Here is a 22,375-nt window from a genome sequence, read left to right as displayed (position 1 = left end):
CGCCTCCATAGAATGATAGACCTATTTGCGATCCACAGATACTGGCACTTGTCAGGTGGGAAGACAGAATCCATGGCATTCGTGGAACGTTCTCAAGAAATGAGATATCTGCGGGGTCTATTCGTACGGAGTGAGCGCGGTCGGCCACAGATCGCGTTGATCAGCGGCCCGGTCGCCACGGGCAAGACCGAGTTGCTGCACGCCTTTGTCGAGGAGGCGATCGGCCTGGGCGCCCTCCCGCTGGTCGCCACCGGCTCGCGGGCCGAACGCTCCCTCCCCCTGGGGGTCATCGGCCAGCTCTTCCACAGCCCCGCGCTCCCCTGGCACCTGCTGGAGGAAACCAACGCCCTGCTCACCGCGGACGCCCTGCCCTCCCCCGCCGCGACGGACGCCTCCGTAGCGGCGATGAGGCGGGCGGCGATCCGCCTGGCGCGCGGCGTCTGTTCGACGCTGCTGACGCTCTCGACCGAACGCGTGGTCGTCCTGGCCATCGACGACGTGCAGTACGCGGACGGCTATTCGCTCCAGATCCTGCTGTATCTGCTGCGTCGGCTGAAGTTCCGGCGGCTGCTGGTGATCCTGACCGAGTGGCCGGGCGCGCAGGCGCCGCACTCGGCGTTCCACGCCGAGCTGCTGCGGCAACCCGCCTGTCACCGGCTGCATGTGAGGCCGCTGTCCGAGGACGGCACCGCGCGCGTGCTGGCCGAGACGCTGGGCGACCCGTCGGCCGCGGTCCGGCTCGCGCCCGCGTATCACGAGGTGAGCGGCGGCAACCCCCTGCTGCTGCGCGGCCTGGTCGAGGACGGGCTCAACGAGGGCGGCGCGGCCGCCGCGCCCGGTGGCAGGTCGTTGCCCCACCCCCCGGTGCCCGGACGCCTGTTCCGCCAGGCGGTGTGCGCGTGTCTGTATCAGTGGGACGCGGCGACCATCCAGGTGGCGCGGGGCATGGCGCTGCTCGACCGGTGGGCGTCGCCCGCGCTGGTGGGGCGCCTGACGGGGTTGAAGCCCGAGTTGGTCGCGGACATCGTCGAGTCCATCGGCGGCTCGGGGCTGCTGCGGGGGGAGCGGCTGCGCCACCCTGCGGTGCGCGGGGCGATCGCCGACACGGTCGAGCCGGGCGACGGGGCGGACGCGCACCTGCGCGGCGCGCAACTGCTGCACGACAGGGGCGTGGCCGCGCCGGACGTGGCCGAGCACCTGGTGGCCGCCGACCGGGTGCCGGACAAGTGGGCGATCGGCGTGCTGCGCGACGCCGCGCGGCAGGCGCTCGCCGAGCGGCGGGACGACTTCGCGGACGACTGCCTGGAGCTGGCCCAGCGCAGCTGCGCCGACGAGCAGGTGAGGGCGCCGCTGCTGATGAGCCTGACGCGGCTGCGCTGGCGGCGGGACCCTTCGACCGCGCTGCGCCATCTGGCGACGCTGCGGCGCTCGGTGCTGGCCGGGCACCTCGACGGGCGGGACGTTTCGGCGGTCGCGGGGTTCCTGCTGTGGCACGGGCGCGTCGACGACGCCAGGGAGATCCTGGCCAGGGCGTGCGGGACGCGGGACTCCCCCGGCGCGCGTCCGGGCGACGTCTCGCAGGGAACGGCGCCTCTGTGCCTGCGCGCGGGCTCGGAGAACGCTCTCCCCGAGGTGGTCTGCTGGCCGGGGCATCCGGGCGAGGCGGCGTGCGCGGCGTTGGACGCGGTGCTCACCGGGGCGCCTGGCGCCGATCCGGTGGCCAGGGCGGAGGAGGCGCTGTCCGGGTGCGCGCTCTCCGAGGACTCGCTGCCCTCGGTGCTCTCCGCGCTCTACGCCCTGCTGCACGCCGACCGCCAGGACAGGGCGGCGGCGTGGTGCGACACGTTCCTGCGCGACGCGGAGGCGGAGGGCGCGACGACGTGGCGCGCGCTGCTCACCGCGGCGAGGGCGGACATCGCGTTGCGTCAAGGGCGGCCAGCGCCCGCCGAGTTGTGGGCGGCCGAGGCGTTGACCCTGGTGTCGGCGCGCGGCTGGGGGGTGGCGATCGGGCTGCCGCTGGCCGCGCTCATCCGCGCCCGGCTCGAGCTCGGCCGTGTCGAGGACGCGGGCCGGGCGGCCGGACTTGTGGTGCCCAAGGCCATGTTCGCGGGCGGCTTCGCGCCCGGATATCTGCGGGCCAGGGGGCATCAGCACCTGGCGGCCAACCGGCCCAGGGCCGCCGTCGCCGACTTCGAGCGGTGCGGGCGCCTGATGCGCGAGTGGGGGCGCGACCTTCCTGTGCTGCTGCCGTGGCGCGGTGATCTGGCGTTGGCGCGCGCGGCGCTCGAACAGCGGGACGAGGCCAAGGAGTTGATCACCGAGCAGCTGGCGCTGCCGGGCGGCGACCGGCCGCGCGTGGTGGGTGTCAGCCTGCGCGCGATGGCGGCCGCGGCCTCGCCCAAGCGCCGCCCCGGGCCGCTGCGGGAGGCCGTCGCGCTGCTCCAGGAGTGCGGTGACCGGCTGGAGTTGATCCGCGCGCTGGCGGATCTGAGCCGGGCGCACGCGGGGCTCGGGGAGTTCGGACGGGCGCGGATGATGCGGGAGCGCGCGGTGCACGTCGCCGCGGAGTGCGGGGCGGAGGAGCTGCTCGCGCGGCTGCTGCCCGCGCCCGAGGGGGATTCGGCCGCGGGGGGTGGCGCTGCCGCCCCCGAGGGGGCGGACGACCCCGCGCTGCTCAGCGACGCCGAGCGGCGGGTGGCGACGTTGGCCGCCATCGGGTACACCAATCGCGAGATCGGCCGGAAACTCCATGTCACCGTGAGCACGGTCGAGCAGCATCTCACCCGCGTCTACCGGAAGTTGAACGTGGACCGGCGCGCCGATCTGCCCCTGCGGCTGCGGTACGGCTCCGGCGCCGAGCCGCTCGCGGTGGGCGAGGGCGGGGCCTGAGCGCCCGGCCGACGGCGTGGCCCGCGAGGGCGCGTTCATCCGTCGAACGCCAGCCGCACCAGGTCGTCGGCGTCCATCGTGTCGATGCCCGTGGCGTCTTCGCCCGGGTCGCCGGGCGCTTCCTCGCCGTCGGCGAGGTCGAGCAGCGTGCCAAGCAGCCCCGCGGCGCGCAGCCGGGAGACGGGGATGGCGGCCAGGGCACGCCGAACGTCCTCGTCGCCCGGCTCGGCCGCGTCGTCGCCCGGCTGTGGCTCCGGGGCCAGGCTGTCCATCAACTCCCCTGCCAACGCGGCCGGGTTGGGGTGGTCGAAGACCAGGGTGGCGGGCAGCCTCAACCCGCTCGCGGCATCGAGGCGGTTGCGCAGCTCGACGGCGGTGAGGGAGTCGAAGCCCAGCTCCTTGAACGCCCGGTCGGGCGGGATGTCCGCCGGTGAGGCATGGCCGAGGACGGCGGCGACCTCGGCGCGTACCAGGTCGAGCAGCAGGCGTTCGGCGTCGGGTCCGCGCAGTGCGGCCAGGCGGCGGCGCAGCGCCTCGGCCGCCCCGGCGCCGGGGCGTTCGGCGCGCGTCCGGCTCACTCCGGGGACGAGGGCGCGCAGCGCGTGGGGCAGCTCGTCGGCGGCCGCGAGGGTGCGCAGGGCGGCGGCGTTCAGGCGCAGCGGGAGGAGAAGCGGCCGGTCGTGGTGGGCCAGGGCGGCGTCGAGGAGGGCGAGTCCCTCATCGGGCGGGAGCGCCTCGACGCCCGAACGCGCCATGCGGCGCCGGTCCGCCTCGCCGAGGGCCGCGGCCATGCCGCCTTCGGGGGCCCACAGTCCCCAGGCGAGCGCGGTGCCGGGCAGGCCGAGGGCGCGGCGGTGGGCGGCCAGCGCGTCGAGGAAGGCGTTGGCCGCGGCGTAGCCGCCCTGTCCGGCGTTGCCGAGCACCCCGGCGGCGGAGGAGAACAGCACGAACGCCGACAGGCCCATGTCGCGGGTGAGGTGGTGGAGGTGCCAGGCGCCGTCGGCCTTGGGGCGCAGCACGGTGTCGAGGCGTTCGGGGGTCAGGTCGGCGATGAGGCCGTCGTCGAGGACGCCCGCGGCGTGGACGACGCCGGTGAGCGGCGCCTCGCGGGTGAGGTCGGCGAGCAGGCGGGCGAGCGCCTCGCGGTCGGCGACGTCGCACGCGGCCACCCGCACCGTGGCGCCCGCGGCGGTGAGTTCGTCGGCGAGCGCCCGGGTGCCCTCGGCGCCGCGCCTGCTGGCCAGGGCGATCCTCGGCACGCGGTGCGCGGCGACCAGGTGGCGGGCGACGGCGTGGGCGAGGGCGCCGGAGCCGCCGGTGACGAGGGTCCAGCCGGTGCCGAACGCCGGTTCGCCCGAGGGCTCCGTGGGGGCCCCGGTGAGCCGGGGGACGAGCAACGCGCCGCCGCGCACGGCGACTTCGGGCTCTCCCGCGGCTAGGGCCGAGGCCAGCTCGGCGGGTCGGGGGGCCGGGCCGCCCGGGTCGGGGTCGAGGTCGAGGAGGACAAGGCGGCCTGGGCGTTCGGCGCGCGCCGCGCGGACCAGGCCCCACACGGCGGCGGCGACGGGGTCGGCGCCGGTGCCGTCGGTCGCCATGGCGCCGCGGGTGACGAGGACGAGCCGCGCATCGGGGAGGCGTTCGTCGCGCAGCCACTCCTTGACGGCCGCCAGCGCGCGGGCCAGCGCGGCCCGTGCCGCGAGCGGCGCTTCGAGCGTTTCCGTGTGGGGGTGGTCGAGCAACACAGCGTCGGCGGTGGGGATGTGATCGAGGCTGTGGAACCGGGGGGCGTCCGGGGCGAGTTCGGGGGGCAGGCCGTCGCCGGGGCCCCAGATCGCCCAGCGGGCGGGGGCGTCGGCCGTTTCCGCGAGGGCGTCGGGGGCGGCGGGGGCGGGGACCCAGTCGACCCGGTGGAGGGAGCGGAGGTGGCCGGGGAGGGCCGCGAGTTGGTCGATGGGCGTCTCGCGCAGGGTGAGCGAGGCGATGGAGCCGATCAACGTGCCGTGTTCGTCGGTGAGTTCGGCCGAGAACGCGTCGGGTCCCGCGGGGGCGAGCCGCACGCGGAGCGCGGTGGCGCCCGAGCGGTGCAGGGCGAGGCCGCGCAGCGCGAACGGCAGGCGCGGCCGCTCGCCGGTCGCGGGGGCGGCGAAGGCAAGGCCGTGCAGCGCGGCATCGAGGAGGGCGGGATGCAGGGGAAAGCGCTCTCCCGCCGCCGCACCCGCCGCATCCGCCGCGTCGGGCAGCGCGGCCTCGGCGAAGACCTCGTCGCCGCGCCGCCACACGGCGCGCACCCCCCGGAACGCGGGGCCGTAGCCGAGGCCCGACTCGGCCAGGCGGTCATAACCGCCCGCCAGGTCGACGGAGATGGCGCCCTCGGGCGGCCAACTGGCCGCCGCTTCTACCGGGTTCGCGGCGTTCGCGCTCGGCGGGTGCGGCTCGGCGGCGTGCGCGGCCAGCAGGCCCTCCGCGTGGGCCGTCCAGGGCCCGTCGTCCCCCGGGCGGGCATGGATGGTGAACGGTCGGGCGCCCGAGGCGTCGGGGGCCTCGACGGTGATCTGGAGGCGGACCTCGTCGCCGTCGGGGAGCGGCAGGGGTGCGCGCAGGGTCAGCTCCTCGACCCGGCCGAGCCCCGCCTCGTCGCCCGCCCTGATGGCCAGCTCGGCCAGTGCGGCGCCGGGCAGCAGGGGCGTTCCGCCGATGGCGTGGTCGGCGAGCCAGGGGTGGGTGGTGGTGGAGAGACCGCCCAGGAGGAGCAACTTCCCGTCGCCGCCCGCGAGTTCGATGGCGCCGTCGAGTAGCGGGTGGCGCACCTGGCGCACCCCGTCGGACGCGGCGCCGCCGGGCGCGCCGGTCGACGTGAGCCAGTAGCGGGTGCGCTGGAAGGCGTAGGTGGGCAGTGCGGCGGGCAGGTCGGGCGGTCCAGGGCGCCAGCCGCAGGCGGCGAGCGCGGCGGGCCAGTCGACGGCCCCGCCGCGGACGTGGAGCTGGGCGAGGGCCTCGTAGAGCGTCTCCGGCTCGTCGCGCCCGGGCCGCAGCAGCGGGACGAACGCCGTCTGGGGAGCGCTCTCCGGGGCCAGCGCGGAGAGCACGCCGTCGGGGCCGAGCTCGAGCCCTGTGGTCACGCCGTGCTCGGCCAGGTGGCGGATGCCGTCGGAGAAGCGCACGGTCGCGCGGATGTGCCGGGTCCAGTAGTCGGGCGTCGCCAGCTCGTCGGCTTCGGCGAGCCGCCCGGTGACGCAGGACAGCACGGGGGTGTGCGGTGGGGCGTAGGTCAGCTTCTCGGCGGCGCGGCGGAAGTCGGCGAGCGCCGGTTCCATCAGCGGCGAGTGGAACGCGTGGGTGACGCGCAGCCGCTTCGTCCCGGCGCCGCGCTCGGCGAGCAGCTCCGCGATCTCGTCGATCGCGCCCGCGGTGCCCGAAAGGACCACGGCGCGGGGGCCGTTGACCGCGGCGACGCCAATCTCGTGCGCGCGGTCGGCGAGCAGCGGCGCCACCTCGTCCTCGGCCGCCTGGACCGCGATCATCGCCCCGCCCCGGGGCAGCGCCGCCATCAGCCGCCCGCGCGCGGCGACCAGCGCGCACGCGTCGTCCAGGGACAGCACGCCCGCGGCGTGGGCGGCGGCCAGCTCTCCGACCGAGTGCCCGGCGAGGACGTCGGGGGCGGGGCCGAGGCTCGCGAGCAGCCGGTGGAGGGCGACGCCGACGGCGAAGAGGGCGCACTGGGCGATGTCGGTGTTCTGGAGGTGTTCGCCCTCGGGCGAGCCGGGGGGTGCGAACACCACGTCGCGCAGGGGCCGTTCGAGGTGGGCGTCGAGCCGTGCGCAGACCTCGTCGAACGCCTCGGCGTAGGCGGGCACGGCCGTGTACAGGCCCTGCCCCATCCCGGCGCGCTGGCTGCCCTGGCCGGGGAAGAGGAACGCCGTGCGCCCCTCGCTCACCCGGCCGACGGTGGTGCCCTGAGGTGGCGTTCCGCCGCGGGCGAGGGCGGAGAGCGCTCTCCCACGCCCGCGCGCGTCCCCAGCGACCACCACGGCCCGGTGTTCGAACGCGGTGCGGGCGGTGGCCAGCGCGTAGGCGACGCCGCCGGGCGGGGCGCCGGGGTGGCGCCGCACCCAGTCGCGCAGCCGCCGTGCCTGGGCGGCGAGCGCGGCGGGGGTGCGGCCCGAGACGAGCCAGGGGAGCGCGTCGGTGCGGGGCGCCTCGGGGGCCAGATGGGCCGCGTCCGGGACCGGCTCCGCAGTCGGCTCCGGGGTCGGCCCCGAGGTGGATTCCCGGGTCAACTCCGCTTCGTCCGGGGCCTGTTCGACGATCAGATGGGCGTTCGTTCCGCTGAGGCCGAACGACGAGACGCCCGCCCTGCGGGGGCGCCCCGTCGCGGGCCAGTCGGCCGCCTCGTCGAGCAGCCGCACCGCGCCCGCAGCCCAGTCGACGTGCGGGGACGGCGCGTCGAGGTGCAGGGTGCGGGGCAGCCTCCCGTGGCGCAGGGCGAGGACCATCTTCTGCACGCCCGCGACCCCGGCGGCGGCCTGGGTGTGGCCGATGTTGGACTTCAACGAGCCGAGCAGCAGCGGGCGTTCGGCGTCGCGTTCGGCTCCGTAGACGTCGATCAGGGCCTGTGCCTCGATGGGGTCGCCGAGCGCGGTTGCCGTGCCGTGGGCCTCGACGGCGTCCACGTCGCCAGGGGCGAGTCCGGCGTCGGCCAGCGCGGCGCGGATCACCTTGCGCTGCGCGGGGCCGTTGGGCGCGGTGAGGCCGTTGGATGCGCCGTCGGAGTTGACGGCCGAGCCGCGGATGACGGCCAGCACGGGCAGCCCGTCGCGCCGGGCGTCGGAGAGCCGCGCGAGCAGCAGGACGCCCGCGCCCTCGGCGAACCCGGTGCCGTCGGCGCCCGCGGCGAACGCCCGGCAGCGGCCGTCGGGTGACAGGGCGCGTTGCCTGCTGAACTCCACGAACAGGCTGGGCGTGGCCATCACCGTCACCCCGCCCGCGAGCGCCAGGTCGCACTCGCCGCGCCGCAGGGCGCCCGCCGCCAGGTGCAGGGCGACCAGCGACGACGAGCACGCGGTGTCGACGGTGACGGCCGGGCCTTCGAGCCCGAGGGCGTAGGCGACGCGGCCCGAGACGACGCTTCCGGCGCTCGGCGTCCCGGGGCCGCCGTCGGGGGCGCGGTGGCTGCCGTAGTCGTGGTACATGACCCCGGCGAAGACGCCGGTTCTGCTGCCATGGGCCGTCCTCGGCTCGATCCCGGCGCGTTCGAACGCCTCCCACGCGGTCTCGAGGAGCAGGCGTTGCTGGGGGTCCATGGCCAGGGCCTCGCGCGGCGAGATCCCGAAGAACGCGGGGTCGAACTCGCCCGCCCCTTCGAGGAATCCGCCGTGCCGGGTGGTGCTGTGGCCCACGGCGTCGGGGTCGGGGTCGTGCAGGCGGGCGACGTTCCAGCCGCGGTCGTCGGGGAAGGGGGTGATGGCGTCGCCGCCGCGGTCGAGCAGCTCCCACAGCTCCTCGGGCGTGTGGACGCCGCCGGGGTAGCGGCAGCCCATGGCGACGACGGCGATCGGCTCGTCGGGGGCGGTGACGGGGGCGGTGACGGGGGCCGCGGGCGGGGGCGGGGCGGCGGTGACGGCCGTGTCGCTCGTGCCGGTCAGCAGGGTGGTGAGGTGGTGGGCGAGGGCGGCGGGGGTGGGGTGGTCGAAGACCAGGGTGGGGGGCAGCCGCAGCCCTGTGGCGGTGTTGAGGGCGTTGCGCAGCTCGACCGCGGTGAGCGAGTCGACGCCCAACTCCCGGAAGGCGCGGCGGGGTTCGACGGCGTCCCGGGTGGGGTGGCCGAGAACGGCGGCGGCGTGGGAGCGGACCAGGTCGAGCAGGGCGGCCGCGCGGTCGGCCTCGGACAGCCCGGCGAGCCGCCACGGGGGCGTCCCGCCCGGGGTCTCGGCGAGCGCCGTTGCGGCGCGGCGCGCCGGGGCGCGCACGAGGTCGCGAAGGAGGGGCGGAACGGCCCCGGTGGCGGCGGCGTTGGCGCGCAGGGCTGCGGGGTCGAGGCGCAGCGGCAGGACGGCCGCCTCGCCGGTGGCGGGCGCGGCGTCGAACAGGGCGAGCCCTTCGGCGTCGTCGAGCCCGGCGACGCCGCCCCGGCGCATCCGTCGCACGTCGTCCTCGCCGAGGTGGCCCGTCATGGCGCTGCGTCGGCTCCAGAATCCCCAGGCGAGGGACTGCGCGGGCAGGCCGAGGGCGCGGCGGTGGGCGGCGAGGGCGTCGAGAAAGGCGTTGGCCGCCGCGTAGTTGGCCTGCCCCGCGCCGCCGAGGGTGCCCGCGGCGGAGGAGAAGAGCACGAACGCGGACAGGTCGGCGTCCCGCGTGAGGTCGTGGAGGGCGAGAGCGGCGTCGGCCTTGGGCCGCAGCACGGCGTCGAGGCGTTCGGGGGTGAGGGTCTCGACCACGCCGTCGTCGAGGACCCCGGCGGCGTGCACGACGGCGGTCAAGGGGTGAGCGGCGGGGATGGCGTCCAGCAGGGTGGAGAGCGCTCTCCGGTCGGCGGCGTCGCAGGCGGCGAGCGTCACGGTGGCGCCCAGGGCGGTGAGCTCGGCGGTGAGGCGGTCGGCGCCCGGCGCGTCGGGGCCCTGGCGGCCGATCAGCAGCAGGTGCCGCACGCCGTGTCGCGCGACCAGGTGGCGGGCCACGAGCCCGCCGAGCGTGCCGGTGGCGCCGGTGAGCAGCACGGTGCCAGCCGAGTCCCAGGCGGATCCCGGGTGTTGGGGCGCGGGGACGGCGGGGCCCAGGCGGGGGACGAGCAACGTGCCACCACGCAAGGCCAGTTGGGGCTCGTCGGCGGCCAACGCAGCGGCCAGGGCCGGGAGGGCGGGCGGGGCGTCACCGTCCAGGTCGAGCAGGGCGAACCGGCCGGGATGCTCGGCCTCCGCGGCACGCAGCAGGCCCCACACGGCCGCCGACGCGGGGTCGTCGACGCGGTCGCCCGGGGCGGCGGCGACCGCGCCGCGCGTCAGGAACACCAGCCGCGAACTCTGCCAGCGGGGGTCCGCCAGCCACTCGCGCACCAGGGAGAGCGCTCTCCCCGCTGCTCTCCTCGCCGCTCCGCCCAGGGCCTCCCCCATGGCTTCCCCCGGCGCCTCCCCCGCCGAGCGGGCCCCCGGGGCGAAAGGTGCCAGGACTGCCTCGGGTGGCGTTGCGCCGTCGAGGGCCGAGGCCATGGCGGCGAGGTCGGGGTGGGCTTCGACGGGCCAGCCGGGTGGGGCGGGGTCGGGGCCGATCGCGGCCCACCGTCCGCGCTCGGCGTCGGGTGCCGACGCGGTGGACAGGGCGCGCCAGGCGATGCGGTAGAGGCAGTCGGCGGCGTTCGGGCGTGTCGCGGCGTCGAGTTGGTCGGCGGTGAGAGGGCGGGCGACGAGCGCGTCCACCGAGAGCACCGGCGCCCCTGACGGGTCGGCGGCCAGCACAGAGAGCGCTCTCCCCGCCATGGGCGCAAGCCGCACCCGCAGTGCGGCCGCGCCGGTGGCGTGCCGGGTGACGCCGCTCCAGGAGAACGGAAGCCCTGGGGCGTCGCCGTCGGCCGGGGCCCCGGCGTGCAGGGCGGCGTCGAGGAGTGCCGGGTGCAGGCCGAAGCGGGCCGCGTCGCCGCGTTCGTCCTCGCCGAGTGCGACCTCGGCGAACACCTCGTCGCCGCGCCGCCACGCGGCCGCAAGCCCCCGGAAGGCCGGGCCGTAGGTGAGGCCACCGGCGGCGAGCCGCTCATGGATACCGGCCGTCGCCACCTCCGTGGCGCCCGGCGGCGGCCAGGCGGTCAGGTCGCCGACGGGCGGCCCGGCGAACGTCGCCAGCTCGCCCACCGCGTGCCGGGTCCAGGGGGCGTCACCCCCGTCGGCGTGCTCATGGGCACCCCCATCGGCGCTCCCATCGGCGCCCCCGGCACGCCCATCGGCACCCCCGGAGGCGTGCTCATCGGCGTGCTCGTGCTGGGCGTGCTCGTGCTGGGCGTGCACGGCCACGGGCCGCCGCCCTGCCGCGTCGGGGGCGCCTACGGTCACCCGCACCCGGACTCCGCCGCGCTCGGGCAGCACCAGGGGGGTTTCCAGGGTGAGTTCGGTGAGGTGGTCGCAGCCCGCGGCCTCGCCCGCGCGCAGTGCCAGCTCGACGAACGCCGTCCCCGGCAGCACCGGGCGGCCGAGCACGGCGTGGTCGGCGAGCCACGGGTGGCCGCGCAGCGCGAGGCGGCCGGTCATCAGCAGCCCTTCGGCGTCGGCGAGGGTCACCACGGCGCCGAGCAGCGGGTGGTCCGCGGCCCGCTGGCCCAGCCGTGCGGCGGCGTCGCGGGCGTCCAGGGCTCCCGTGGACTCCAGCCAGTAGCGGGCGCGTTGGAAGGCGTAGGTGGGGAGGGCCGCGCGCACGGCGGGGTCGGCGGCCCCGCCCGGGAACGCGCGGGTCCAGTCGACGGGCACGCCGTGGACGTGTGCGTCGGCGAGCGACGCCAGGAAGCGTTCGGGGCCGCCCTGGCCGCGCCGCAGCGAGCCGACGACGACGGCCGGGGCGCCGCCGTCCTCACCGGTGCCCCCCGCGGTGTTCCCGGCGACGTCCTCGGCGGTGTCCCCGAGGGCGGCGGTGAGCACGGGGTGGGGGCTGACCTCGATGAACGCGGAGAAGCCCGCGTCGAGCAGCGACCGCACGGCGGCGTCGAAGCGGACGGTGCCGCGCAGGTTGCGGTACCAGTAGGCGGCGTCGAGCCCGGTGGTGTCGAACGCCTCGCCGGTGACGGTGGAGTGGAACGGCACCGTGGCGGGGCGCGGGGCGATCCCGGCCAGCTCGGTCAGCAGGGTCGCCTGGACGGCCTCGACGTGCGCGCAGTGTGACGCGTAGTCCACCGGGACGCGCCGGGCCCGCACGCCGCGTTCCTCGGCGGCGGCGCCCAGCGCGTCCAGGGCGTCGCCGTCTCCCGAAATGACCACGGTGGAGGGGCCGTTGACGGCGGCGATGGCCAGGTGCCGGTGCCAGGGCGCGAGCAGTCCGGGCACGTCGGCCGCGGGGAGGGCGAGGGTGAGCATGCCGCCGCGCCCGGTCAGGCGGCGCAGGGCGCGGGAGCGCAGGGCGACCACGCGGGCGGCGTCGTCGAGGGAGAGGGCGCCCGCGACGCAGGCGGCGGCGATCTCGCCCTGGGAGTGGCCGACGACGGCGCCGGGTTCGACGCCGTGGGCGCGCCACAGGGCGGCGAGGGAGACCATGACGGCGAACAGCGCGGGCTGCACGACGTCGACGCGGTCGAGCGGTGGCGCGCCGTCCGCGCCGCGCAGCACGTCGGTGAGCGACCAGTCGGTGTGGGGCGCGAGCGCGGCGGCGCAGTCGTCGATCGCCTGGGCGAACGCGGGTGTGGTGTCGAGGAGTTGGGCGGCCATTCCGGCCCACTGGGAGCCCTGGCCCGGGAAGACGAACACGGGCCTGCCGCCGGATCCCGGGGCCGCGCGCCCGGTCACGAGACCGGGGGCGGGGCGGTCGTCGGCGAGGGCCGCGAGGCCGTCGAGCAGGCCGTCGCGGTCGGGGGCCAGCACGGCGGCGCGGTGGTCGAGCGTCGCCCTTCCGGTGGCCAGGGCGTGGCCGAGGGCGGCGGGCGGGGTGCCGGGGTGAGCGGTGGCGTGGGCGAGGAGCCTGCGGGCCTGGGCGCGCAGCGCGGCCTCGGAGGCGCCGGAGAGCAGCCAGGGCACGGGCCGGGCCCTGGCGCGGTTCTCGTCGGCTCCGTGCTTCTCGTCGGCTCCGTGCTTCTCGTCGGCTCCGTGCTTCTCGGGCGTGGCCTGAGGAGCCCGAGGGGCCTGTTCGATGACGACATGGGCGTTGGTGCCGCTGATGCCGAACGACGAGACGGCGGCGCGGCGCGGCTCTTCGGCGTTCCAGTTCCTGGCCTCGGTGAGCAGCCGGACGGCGCCCGCCGCCCAGTCGACACGGGGCGAGGGCCGGTCGATGTGGAGGGTGGCGGGCATGCGGGCGTGGCGCAGGGCGAGCACGGCCTTGATGACGCCCGCGACCCCGGCGGCGGCCTGGGTGTGGCCGAGGTTCGACTTGACCGAGCCGAGCCACAGGGGGTTGTCGGGGCCGCGGTCGTGGCCGTAGGTGGCGAGCAGCGCACCGGCCTCGATGGGGTCGCCGAGCGCGGTGCCCGTGCCGTGTCCCTCGACCAGGTCCACCTGGTGGGGGGCGAGTCCGGCGTCGGTCAACGCGGCGCGGATGACGCGGCGTTGGGAGGGGCCGTTGGGTGCGGTGAGGCCGTTGGACGCGCCGTCGGAGTTGACGGCGGAGCCGCGGATGACGGCCAGTACGGGCTGGCCGTCGCGGCGGGCGTCGGAGAGCCGCCGCAGCAGGAGGAGTCCGGCGCCCTCGCCCCAGCCGGTGCCGTCGGCCGCGTCGGCGTAGGGCTTGCAGCGGCCGTCGGGCGCGAGGCCGCGCTGCCTGCTGAACTCCACGAACGTCTCGGGCGTCGCCATCACGGTGACGCCGCCTGCCAGGGCGTGGGAGCACTCGTCGCGGCGCAGCGCCTGGCAGGCCCAGTGCAGGGCGACCAGGGAGGAGGAGCAGGCGGTGTCGACGGTGACGGCGGGGCCTTCGAGGCCGAACGTGTAGGCGACGCGGCCCGAGGCGACGCTGCCCGCGGTGCCGTTGCCGAGGTAGCCCTCGACGCCGGGCGGCGGCTGGGCGGCGCCCGAGCCGTAGTCGTGGTACATGACGCCCGCGAAGACGCCGGTGCGGGAGCCGCGGAGGGTGGCGGGGTCGATCCCGGCGCGTTCGAACGCCTCCCACGCGGTCTCGAGCAGCAGGCGTTGCTGGGGGTCGGTGGCCAGGGCCTCGCGCGGCGAGATCCCGAAGAACGCGGGGTCGAACTCGCCCGCGTCGTGCAGGAATCCGCCCTCGTGCGCGGTGGAGGCGCCGGGGGTGCCGGGGTCGAGGGCGCGCAGCGCGTCGAGGTCCCAGCCGCGGTCCTCGGGGAACGGGGTGATGGCGTCGCCGCGGCGTTCGAGCAGCGCCCACAGGTCCTCGGGCGAGCGCACGCCGCCGGGGAAGCGGCAGGCCATGGCGACCACGGCGATGGGCTCGTGGGCGGCGCCCTCGACCTCGGCGAGGCGGCGCCTGGTCTGGTCGAGCTCGGCCATGACGCGCTTCAGGTAGTCGCGGAACTTCTCTTCGTTGCTCATCGCGCCCGCCGTCTTCGGTGGTTGGGGTCCTTGGTCCTTGTTGGTTCGATGCGTCGGTCGTTCGATGCATCGGCTGTTCGATGCGTCGGTTGGTCTCAGTCGATGCCGAGGTCCTGGTCGACCATGCTGAACAGCTGTTCGTCGGTGGCCTGTTGGAGCCGGTCGGCGAGCGGGGCGCCGTCCGGCGCGGCGATGCCGGGGGCGGCGTTGCCGTAGCGGGTCAGGACATCGCGGAGCCGGGGCAGGACGCCGAGGCGGGCGATGTCGTCCTGGTCGAGCGCGGCCAAGGCGGCTTCCAGGCGGTCGAGTTGGGCCGTCAGGGGATCGGTCGTGCCGTGGGTGCCGCGGGGTCGGGGCAGCAGCAGGGTGCGCAGATGGGCGGCGACGGCGGCGGGGGTGGGGTGGTCGAAGACGAGGGAGGCGTCGAGGGTGAGGCCGGTGGCCCTGCTCAGCCGGTTGCGCAGCTCGACGGCGGCAAGGGAGTCGAACCCGACGTCCTTGAAGGCGCGTTGGGGCTCGACGGTCTCGGGCCTGCCATGGCCGAGGACAGCGGCGACGTCGCGTCGCACCGCCTCGAGCACGACGCGGTCGCGCTCGGCCTCGGGGAGCCCGGCGAGCCGGTCGGTGAGGTCCCTCGGCCCCTGGGCGCGCGGCGTGCCCGTGACGCGTCCGGGGATGGGCACCAACGCCCTGAGCAGCGGCGGGACTTCGGCCTCCCCTGCGCGAACGGCGGCGCGGAGCGCGGCGGGTTCGAGGCGCAGTGGTGCCAGGACGGGTGCGGTGGAGGCGCACGCGGCGTCGAACAGGGTCAGCGCCTCGGTGGGGGTGAGGGCGCCGACGCCGGTCCTGGTGAGGCGGCGTAGCTCCGTGGCGCCGAGGGTGGCGCCCATGCCGCCCGCACCGTCGCCCTGCTCAGGTCCGGCGCCGTTGGTGCCGCCGTCCCACAGGCCCCAGGCCAGGGAGAGTCCGGGCAGGCCGCGGGCGCGGCGCCGGGTGGCGAGGGCGTCGAGGTAGGCGTTGGCGGCGGCGTAGCCGCCCTGCCCCGCCGAGCCGAACAGCCCGGCGGCGGAGGAGAACAGCACGAACGCGGAGAGCTTCGCGTCCGCGGTGAGGTCGTCGAGGTGGCGGGCCGCGGCGACCTTGGGGCGCAGAGCCTCGGCGAGGCGTTCGCCGGTGAGGGCGGTGATCACGCCGTCGGCGAGGACGCCCGCCGCGTGGACGACGCCGCGCAGCGGCCGGTCGGGGGGCACGGCGGCGAGGGCGGCGGCGAGGGCGCCGCGGTCGGCGGCGTCGCACGCGGCCCAGGTGGTGCTGGCTCCGGCGGCGGCGAGCTGGGCGGTCAGGGCGTCGGCGCCGGGGGTGGCGGCGCCGCGGCGGCCGAGGAGCAGCAGGTGCCGCACGCCGTGGGCGGTGGCGAGGTGCCGGGCGATGTGGCGGCCGATGGCGCCGCCCGCGCCGGTGATCAGCACGGTGCCCTCGGGGTCCCAACGCGCGGCGGTGAGCGCGCCGTTGGGGGCGTCGTCGGGGGCGTCGTCGGGCGCGGGTGCGGCGGGCGCCGGGCGCGCGGGCGCGGGGGCGAGCCTGGGGGCGAGCAGCCGTCCCGCGCGGACGGCGACCTCAAGCTCGCCGCTCGCGGCGGCGAGTGCGGCGGCCTTGGCCGTTCCTTCGGCGTCGCCGGGGTCGTCGACGTCGGCGATGACGAGCCGCCCGGGGTGCTCGGTCGCCGCGGAGCGGGCCAGGCCGCGAACGGCCGCCCCCGCGGGGTCGGTCAGCTCGTCGTCGGGGCCGGTCGCGACGGCGCCCGAGGTGACGAGCACCAGGCGTGAGGCGGCGAATCGCCGGTCTGCCAGCCACTCCTTGAGCGCGGTCAGCGCGTTGAACAGGGTTTCCTCAACGGGCCGTCCGCCGAGCGGCAGGTGGACGACGGGCGGCAGCGGCGCCCCGGCGTCCAGGGCGCGCCGCAGGCCGCCGATGTCCGCGCAGCGGAACGCGGCGTCGCCGGGCGGCGGAACGGGCAGCTCGGCCCACTCCATCTGGAGCAGTTCGGGCCGCGCCCCGCCACGCGCGGCGTCGATGCGGGCCGCGGTGACGGGGCGGGTGGCCAGGGCGTCGGCGGACAGCACGGGAACGCCGCGCGCATCGGTGGCGCGCACGGACCAGGCGCCCGGTCCCTCGGGGGTGAGCCGCACCCGCAGCGCGGCGGCCCCCGCGGTGTGCAGGGTCACGCCGTTCCAGGAGAACGGCAGCCGCGCGGCTTCGGGCCCCGCGGCGGCGCCGACGGCGCGCAGGGCGGCGTCCAGGAGAGCGGGGTGGAGGCCGAACGCGTGGGTGTCAGGGGCTGATTCCTCGGGTGGCATGACCTCGGCGAGGATCTCGTGGCCGCGCCGCCACACGGCGTGCAGGCCGCGGAAGGCGGGGCCGTAGGAGAGGCCCGCCGCGTCGAGCCGGTCGTGGAGGCCGGTGAGGGGGACGGGCTTGGCGCCGGGGGGCGGCCAGGGGGCGCGTGGGTCGGCGGGGTCGGGTGGCTCGGCGGCGTCGGGGGCGAGGCGGCCCGTGGCGTGCCGGGTCCAGGGGGCGTCCTGGTCGTCGTCGGGGCGGGAGTGCACGGTCAGCTGGCGCGCCCCGTCGGCGTCGGGGGCCGCGGCGGTGAGCCTGAGGTGGACGCCGCCGCGTTCGGGCAGCACCAGGGGCGTCTCCAGGGTGAGTTCGGCGACGCGGGCGCAGTCGAGCGACCGGCCCGCGTGCAGGGCGAGTTCAAGGAACGCGGTGCCGGGCAGCAGCGTGGCGCCGTGCACGGCGTGGTCGGCGAGCCAGCCGTGGGTGCCGAGGGCGAGCCGCCCGGTGAACAGGTGCCCTTCGGACTCCGGCAGGCCCACCGCGGCGCCCAGGAGCGGATGGTCGGCGGGCGTGAGGCCGACGGCGGCCACGTCCCCCGCGGCGCCGTCAGGTTCGAGCCAGTACCGGGTGCGCTGGAACGCGTAGGTGGGCAGCTCGACGCGTCGGCCACCGGCGAGCAGGGGCGCGAAGTCCACGGGGACGCCGCGGGTGAACAGGGCCCCGGCCGTCGCGATCACCGCGCGGCGCTCGCCTCCGGGCCCGCGGGGGCGGTCGGGACCACCGGGAGCGCCGGGAGCGCCCGGGCCGCGCAGCACCGGCAGCGACGCCGCCTCGACGCCGCCCACGAGCCCGTCGAGGGCGCGGTGCGCGAGGGCGGCGAGGTCGCCGGGGGAGCCGAGGTCGAGGAACGTGCGCGCGCCCGCCTCGTACAGGGCGCGGGCGGCATCCCCGAACCGCACGGGCTCGCGGACGTGCCGCACCCAGAACTCCGGTCGGCACGCCTCGTCGCCGACCGGGCCGCCGGTGAGCCCGGAGATCAGCGGAACGCGCGGCGGTGCGTAGGTGAGGTCGGCGGCCACGGCGTGCAGGGCGTCGAGGGCGGGCTCCATGAGCGGCGAGTGGAACGCGTGGCTGACGCGCAGCCGCTTGGTGCGCCGCCCGAGGCGGGCGAAGTGGTCCGCGACTTGGCGCACGGCGTGGCGCTCGCCGGAGAGCACGACGGAGGTGGGGCCGTTGACCGCGGCCAGGTCGACTCCGGGGACGAGGTGGGCGCGGGCCTCGGCCTCGGGGGCCTCGACCGCCACCATCTCGCCCGCGTCGCCGTCGAGTTGGCCCATGAGGCGGCCGCGCGCGGCGACCAGGCGTGCGGCGGTGGGCAGGTCGATGACCCCGGCGAGGTGGGCGGCGGCGAGCTCGCCGACCGAGTGCCCGGCCAGCAACTCGGGGACGACACCCCAGGATTCGAGCAGCCGGGCGAGCGCGACGCCGACCGCGAACAGCGCGGGCTGCGCCACCTCGGTGCGGTCGAGCGCGTCCGGGTCGTCGCCCCACAGGGCGGCGCGCAGCCGTTCGGCGTCCATGGAAGCGCCGAGCGCGGCGAGCGCCGCGTCGAACGCCTCGGCGAACGCGGGGAAGGCCGCGTGGAGTTCGCGGCCCGTGCCGGGGCGCTGGGCGCCCTGGCCCGGGAAGAGGAACGCCACCTTGCCTCGGCCGCGGGAGACCGCCCCGGTGAGGGTCAACGCCTCGAGTCCGGCGAGGAGTTCGGGCAGGTCGGCGCCGGTGACCACGGCGCGGTGCTCCAGCGCGGCGCGGGTGGTGGCCAGCGAGTGGGCGATGTCGAGGGGGCGCGGGCCCGGGTGCCTGGCCAGGTGGTCGCGCAGCCGCTCGGCCTGGGCGCGCAGCCCGGTGGGAGTCGCGGCGGAGAGGACCCAGGGCACGACCGGGTCGGCCCCCTCCGGCTCCGGCTCGGTCACCTCCTGGGCGGGCGGGGCCTCTTCGAGGATCACGTGGGCGTTGGTGCCGCTCACGCCGAAGGAGGAGACCCCGGCCCTGCGGGGCGCATCGCCCCGGGGCCAGGGGGTGGGGTCGGTGAGCAGGCGGACGCTGCCCGCGGCCCAGTCGATGTGGGGCGAGGGGCGTTCGGCGTGGAGGGTGGGCGGCAGCAGCTCCTCGCGCAGCGCCATCACCATCTTGATGACGCCGCCGACCCCGGCCGCGGCCTGGGCATGGCCGATGTTGGACTTCAACGTGCCGATGGCGAGGGGGCGTTGGTCCTTGCGGTCCTGGCCGTAGGTGGCCAGCAGGGCGCCCGCCTCGATGGGGTCGCCCAGGGGCGTTCCCGTGCCATGGGCCTCGACGGCGTCCACCTGCCCGGGCGTGAGGCGGGCGTCGGCGAGAGCGGCGCGGATCACGCCCTGCTGGGCGGGGCCGCTGGGGGCGGTCATGCCGTTGGAAGCGCCGTCCTGGTTGACGGCCGAGCCGCGGACGACGGCGAGCACGGGGTGGCCGTTGCGCCGGGCGTCGGAGAGGCGTTCGACGAGCAACAGCCCCGCGCCCTCGGCGAATCCGGCGCCGTCGGCCTCGGCGGAGAACGCCTTGCAGCGGGCGTCGGGCGCGATGGCCCGCTGGCGGCTGAACTCAAGGAAGGTGCCGACCGACGACATGACGGTCACTCCCCCGGCCAGCGCGAGCGAGCACTCGCCGCGCCGCAGCGCCCCGATGGCCAGGTGCAGCGCGACCAGGGAGGACGAGCAGGCGGTGTCGACGGTGACGGCCGGTCCTTCGAGGCCGAACGTATAGGCGACGCGGCCCGAGGCGACGCTGCCCGCGGTGCCGTTGCCGAGGTAGCCCTCGACGTCCTCGGGCACGGCGCGCAGCCGGGTGCCGTAGTCGTGGTACATGAGCCCGGCGAACACGCCGGTGCGGGAGCCGCGCAGCGAGGAGGGGTCGAGCCCGGCGCGTTCGAACGCCTCCCACGCGGTCTGGAGCAGCAGCCGCTGCTGGGGGTCCATCGCCAGGGCCTCGCGGGGCGAGACGCCGAACAGCTCGGCGTCGAACTCCGCGTGCCCGCGCAGGAATCCGCCGCGGGTGACGTAGGTGCGCCCCGGCACGCCCGGGGTGGGGTCGTAGCGGGAGGCGAGGTCCCAGCCGCGGTCGCGTGGAGCCTCGTCGATGACGTCGGCGCCCGAGGCGACCAGGCGCCACAGGTCCTCGGGGGTCTCGACTCCGCCCGGGTAGCGGCAGCTCATGGCGACGATGGCGATGGGCTCCTCGGCGGGCGCGGCGGCGCCGGGGGTGGGGGCATCGGGGATGTCCCGCTGTCCGCCCGCGAGTTGGGCGCGCAGAAAGTGGACGAGGGCGCGGGGCCGTGGGTGGTCGAAGACGAGGGTGGCGGGGAGCCTGAGCCCTGTGGCGGCGGAGAGGCGGTTGCGCAGCTCGACGGCCGTGAGGGAGTCGAACCCCAGGTCCCTGAAGGGGCGTTCGGCGTCGCCCTGGGGCAGCTCGGCGTGGCCGAGCACGGTGGCGACCTCGGCCCGCACGAGCGCGCCGAGGTGGGCGAGTGCGGCCCGCTCGTCCATCGCGGCGAGGCGGCGGGCGAGGCCGTCGTCGGCGTCGCCGCTGGTGGCGGTGGTGATGGTGGCGGTGGTGATGGTGGCGGTGGTGATGGTGGCGGCGATGGCGGTGGTGGCAGCGGTCCTGCGCCGGGGTCTGGCTCTGACGAGGCCGCGCAGCAACGCCCGTGGCTCGGTGTCGCGTGGGGCGGTGAGGTCGAGGCGGGCGGGGACCAGCGCGGGGGCGCCGCAGGCCAGTGCGGCGTCGAGGAGAGCGAGGCCCTGGGGCGCGGTCATGGGCAGGACGCCGAGGCGGGTGAGGCGGGCCAGGTCGGCGTCGCCGAGGCGGCCGGTGAGGGCGCTGGTGGGGGCCCACAGGCCCCAGGCGAGGGACTGCGCGGGCAGGCCGAGGGTCCGCCTGCGGTGGGCGAGGGCGTCGAGAAAGGCGTTGGCCGCCGCGTAGTTGGCCTGTCCCGCGTTGCCGAGGACGCCGGAGGCGGAGGAGAAGAGGACGAACGCCGAGAGGTCCGCGTCACGGGTCAGCTCGTGGAGGTGCCAGGCGGCGTCCGCCTTGGGGCGCAGCACCGCGTCGAGCCGGTCGGGCGTGAGGTCGGCGATGAGCCCGTCGTCGAGCGCTCCCGCGGCGTGGACGACGCCGGTCAGCGGGGCGCGGGCGTCGGCGATGAGGGCCGCGAGGGCGTCGCGGTCGGCGGCGTCGCACGCCCTGGCGTGGACGGTGGCGCCCAGCTCCGCCAACTCGGCGATCTGGTCGGCGGGTACGCCGGAGCGGCCGACGAGGATCAGCTCGCGCACGCCGTGGTCGGTGACCAGGTGGCGGGCGACGAGGGCGCCGAGCGTTCCGGCCGCGCCGGTGACGAGGACGGCGCCGGTGCCGAAGGCGGCGGGCGGCCGGTCGTCGGTGGTGTCGGCGCGGGCCAGCCGCGGCACTAGGACGGCGCCGTCGCGCAGGGCGAACTCCGGCTCGTCCAGGGCGAGTCCGGCGCCGAGGTCGGCCGCCTCCGCGGTGTCGGCGGCCGGGTCGAGGTCGGCGAGGACCAGCCGGTCGGGGTGCTCGGCGCGCGCGGCGCGCACCAGGCCCCACACGGGAGCTTGCAGCGGGTCGGCGTCGCCCGTGCCCGCGGGGACCGCGCCCCGGGTGGTGACGACGAGCCGCGACGCGGCGAACCGCTCGTCGGCGAGCCAGTGGCGCAGCAGCCGGGTCAGCGGCTCCAGCACGGCCCTGACCCGCTTGGGCGCGGGGCCCGTCGCCTCGCCGGGCGAGGGGCAGGCGACCATTACGGCGTCGGGCAGCGGCCGTTGGGCGGCGAGCCGGTCGAGCGCCGCCAACAGGCCGCGTTCGTCGAGGAGTTCGACGGGGTGGAGAACGGCGGGTGCGGCGGTGGTCTCCTTCGCGGGGGCGGGCGTCCAGTCGACGTGGAAGAGGGCGTCGCCCGTTGCGCCGCCTCCGTTCACCGCCGCGTGTTCGTGGGGCAGTTCACGAGTGGCGAGGGTGTCGACGGTGGCCACGGGGGCGCCCTTCGCGTCGCCGACGGTCACCGTGAGGTCGGTGCCGTCGGGGCCCGCGGGGGCGAGCCGCACGCGCAGCTCGCCCGCGCCGGTCGCGTGCACGGCGACGCCGCGCCAGGAGAACGGCAGCCGGTTGCCGCGCTCCCCCACGCCCGCCCCGGCGAGGGTGGTGGCCAGCGCGGCGTGCAGGCCGGTGTCGAGGAGCGCGGGGTGGAGGAGATAGCCGACGGGGTCCACGGCGTCGGCGGCGACCTCGGCGAAGGTCTCGTCCCCGCGCCGCCATACCGCCCGCAGCCCTTGGAACGCCGGGCCGTAGTCGTAGCCGCGCTCGGCCAGGGCGGGGTAGAAGCCGTCGAGGGGGACGCGCGTCGCGCCGTCGGGCGGCCAGGCGCGCAGGTCGAACGCGGGGGCGGGGGCGTCGTCGGCCAGGGTTCCGGTGCCGTGCGGCGTCCAGGCCGTGTCGGGTCCGGCGTCGGAGGGCCTGGCGTAGATGTCCAGGGGGCGGCGGCCCTCGCCGTCGGGCGCTCCGACGACGACCTGGAGGTCGACGGCGCCGGTCTCGGGCATCAACAGGGGTGTGCTCAGGGTGAGTTCTTCGACGAGGCCGCAGCCGACCTCGTCGCTGGCGCGGGTGGCCAGCTCGACAAAGGCGGTCCCGGGGACGAGCACGGTGCCGCGCACGGCGTGGTCGGCCAGCCAGGGGTGGCTGGCGAGGGACCAGCGACCGGTGAGCACGGTGGCCGCGCCGCTGGCCAGGGACATGGCGGCGCCGAGCAGCGGATGGTCGGCGGCGCCCAGGCCCGCCAGGGCGGCATCGGCGGGGGTGCTCTCGTCGACGAGCCAGTAGCGGCGGTGCTGGAAGGCGTAGGTGGGCAGGTCGACGGCGTGGCC

The 22,375-nt window shown here is 77.2% G+C and carries 3 protein-coding genes; 1 reads left to right on the top strand and 2 read right to left on the bottom strand.

Annotation, left to right across the window (positions count from 1 at the left end; all coding sequences use genetic code 11):
• The first annotated feature begins 12 nt into the window (after positions 1 to 12).
• Positions 13 to 2,889 carry an AAA family ATPase gene (locus tag DEH69_RS13120; RefSeq protein WP_113687131.1) on the top strand — a complete coding sequence of 959 codons (2,877 nt, stop codon included), beginning with the start codon at positions 13 to 15 and terminating at the stop codon, positions 2,887 to 2,889.
• Between the two features lie 35 nt (positions 2,890 to 2,924).
• On the opposite strand, the gene DEH69_RS13115 is transcribed toward DEH69_RS13120, so the two are convergent.
• On the bottom strand, positions 2,925 to 14,069 hold the full coding sequence (locus tag DEH69_RS13115) for a type I polyketide synthase (protein ID WP_113687130.1): 11,145 nt from the start codon (positions 14,067 to 14,069) through the stop codon (positions 2,925 to 2,927).
• A 95-nt stretch (positions 14,070 to 14,164) separates the two neighbouring features.
• Positions 14,165 to 22,375, bottom strand: an 8,211-nt coding sequence (locus DEH69_RS13110) for a type I polyketide synthase (protein WP_113687129.1), incomplete at its 5' end; no start/stop codon positions are given.

Origin of the sequence: Streptomyces sp. PT12, assembly GCF_003311645.1 — a bacterium.
In the GTDB taxonomy this organism is placed as follows: Bacteria; Actinomycetota; Actinomycetes; order Streptomycetales; family Streptomycetaceae; genus Streptomyces.
The sequence above is the reverse complement of the archived record's forward strand: the minus strand, read 5'-3'. Positions and strand labels throughout refer to the sequence as shown.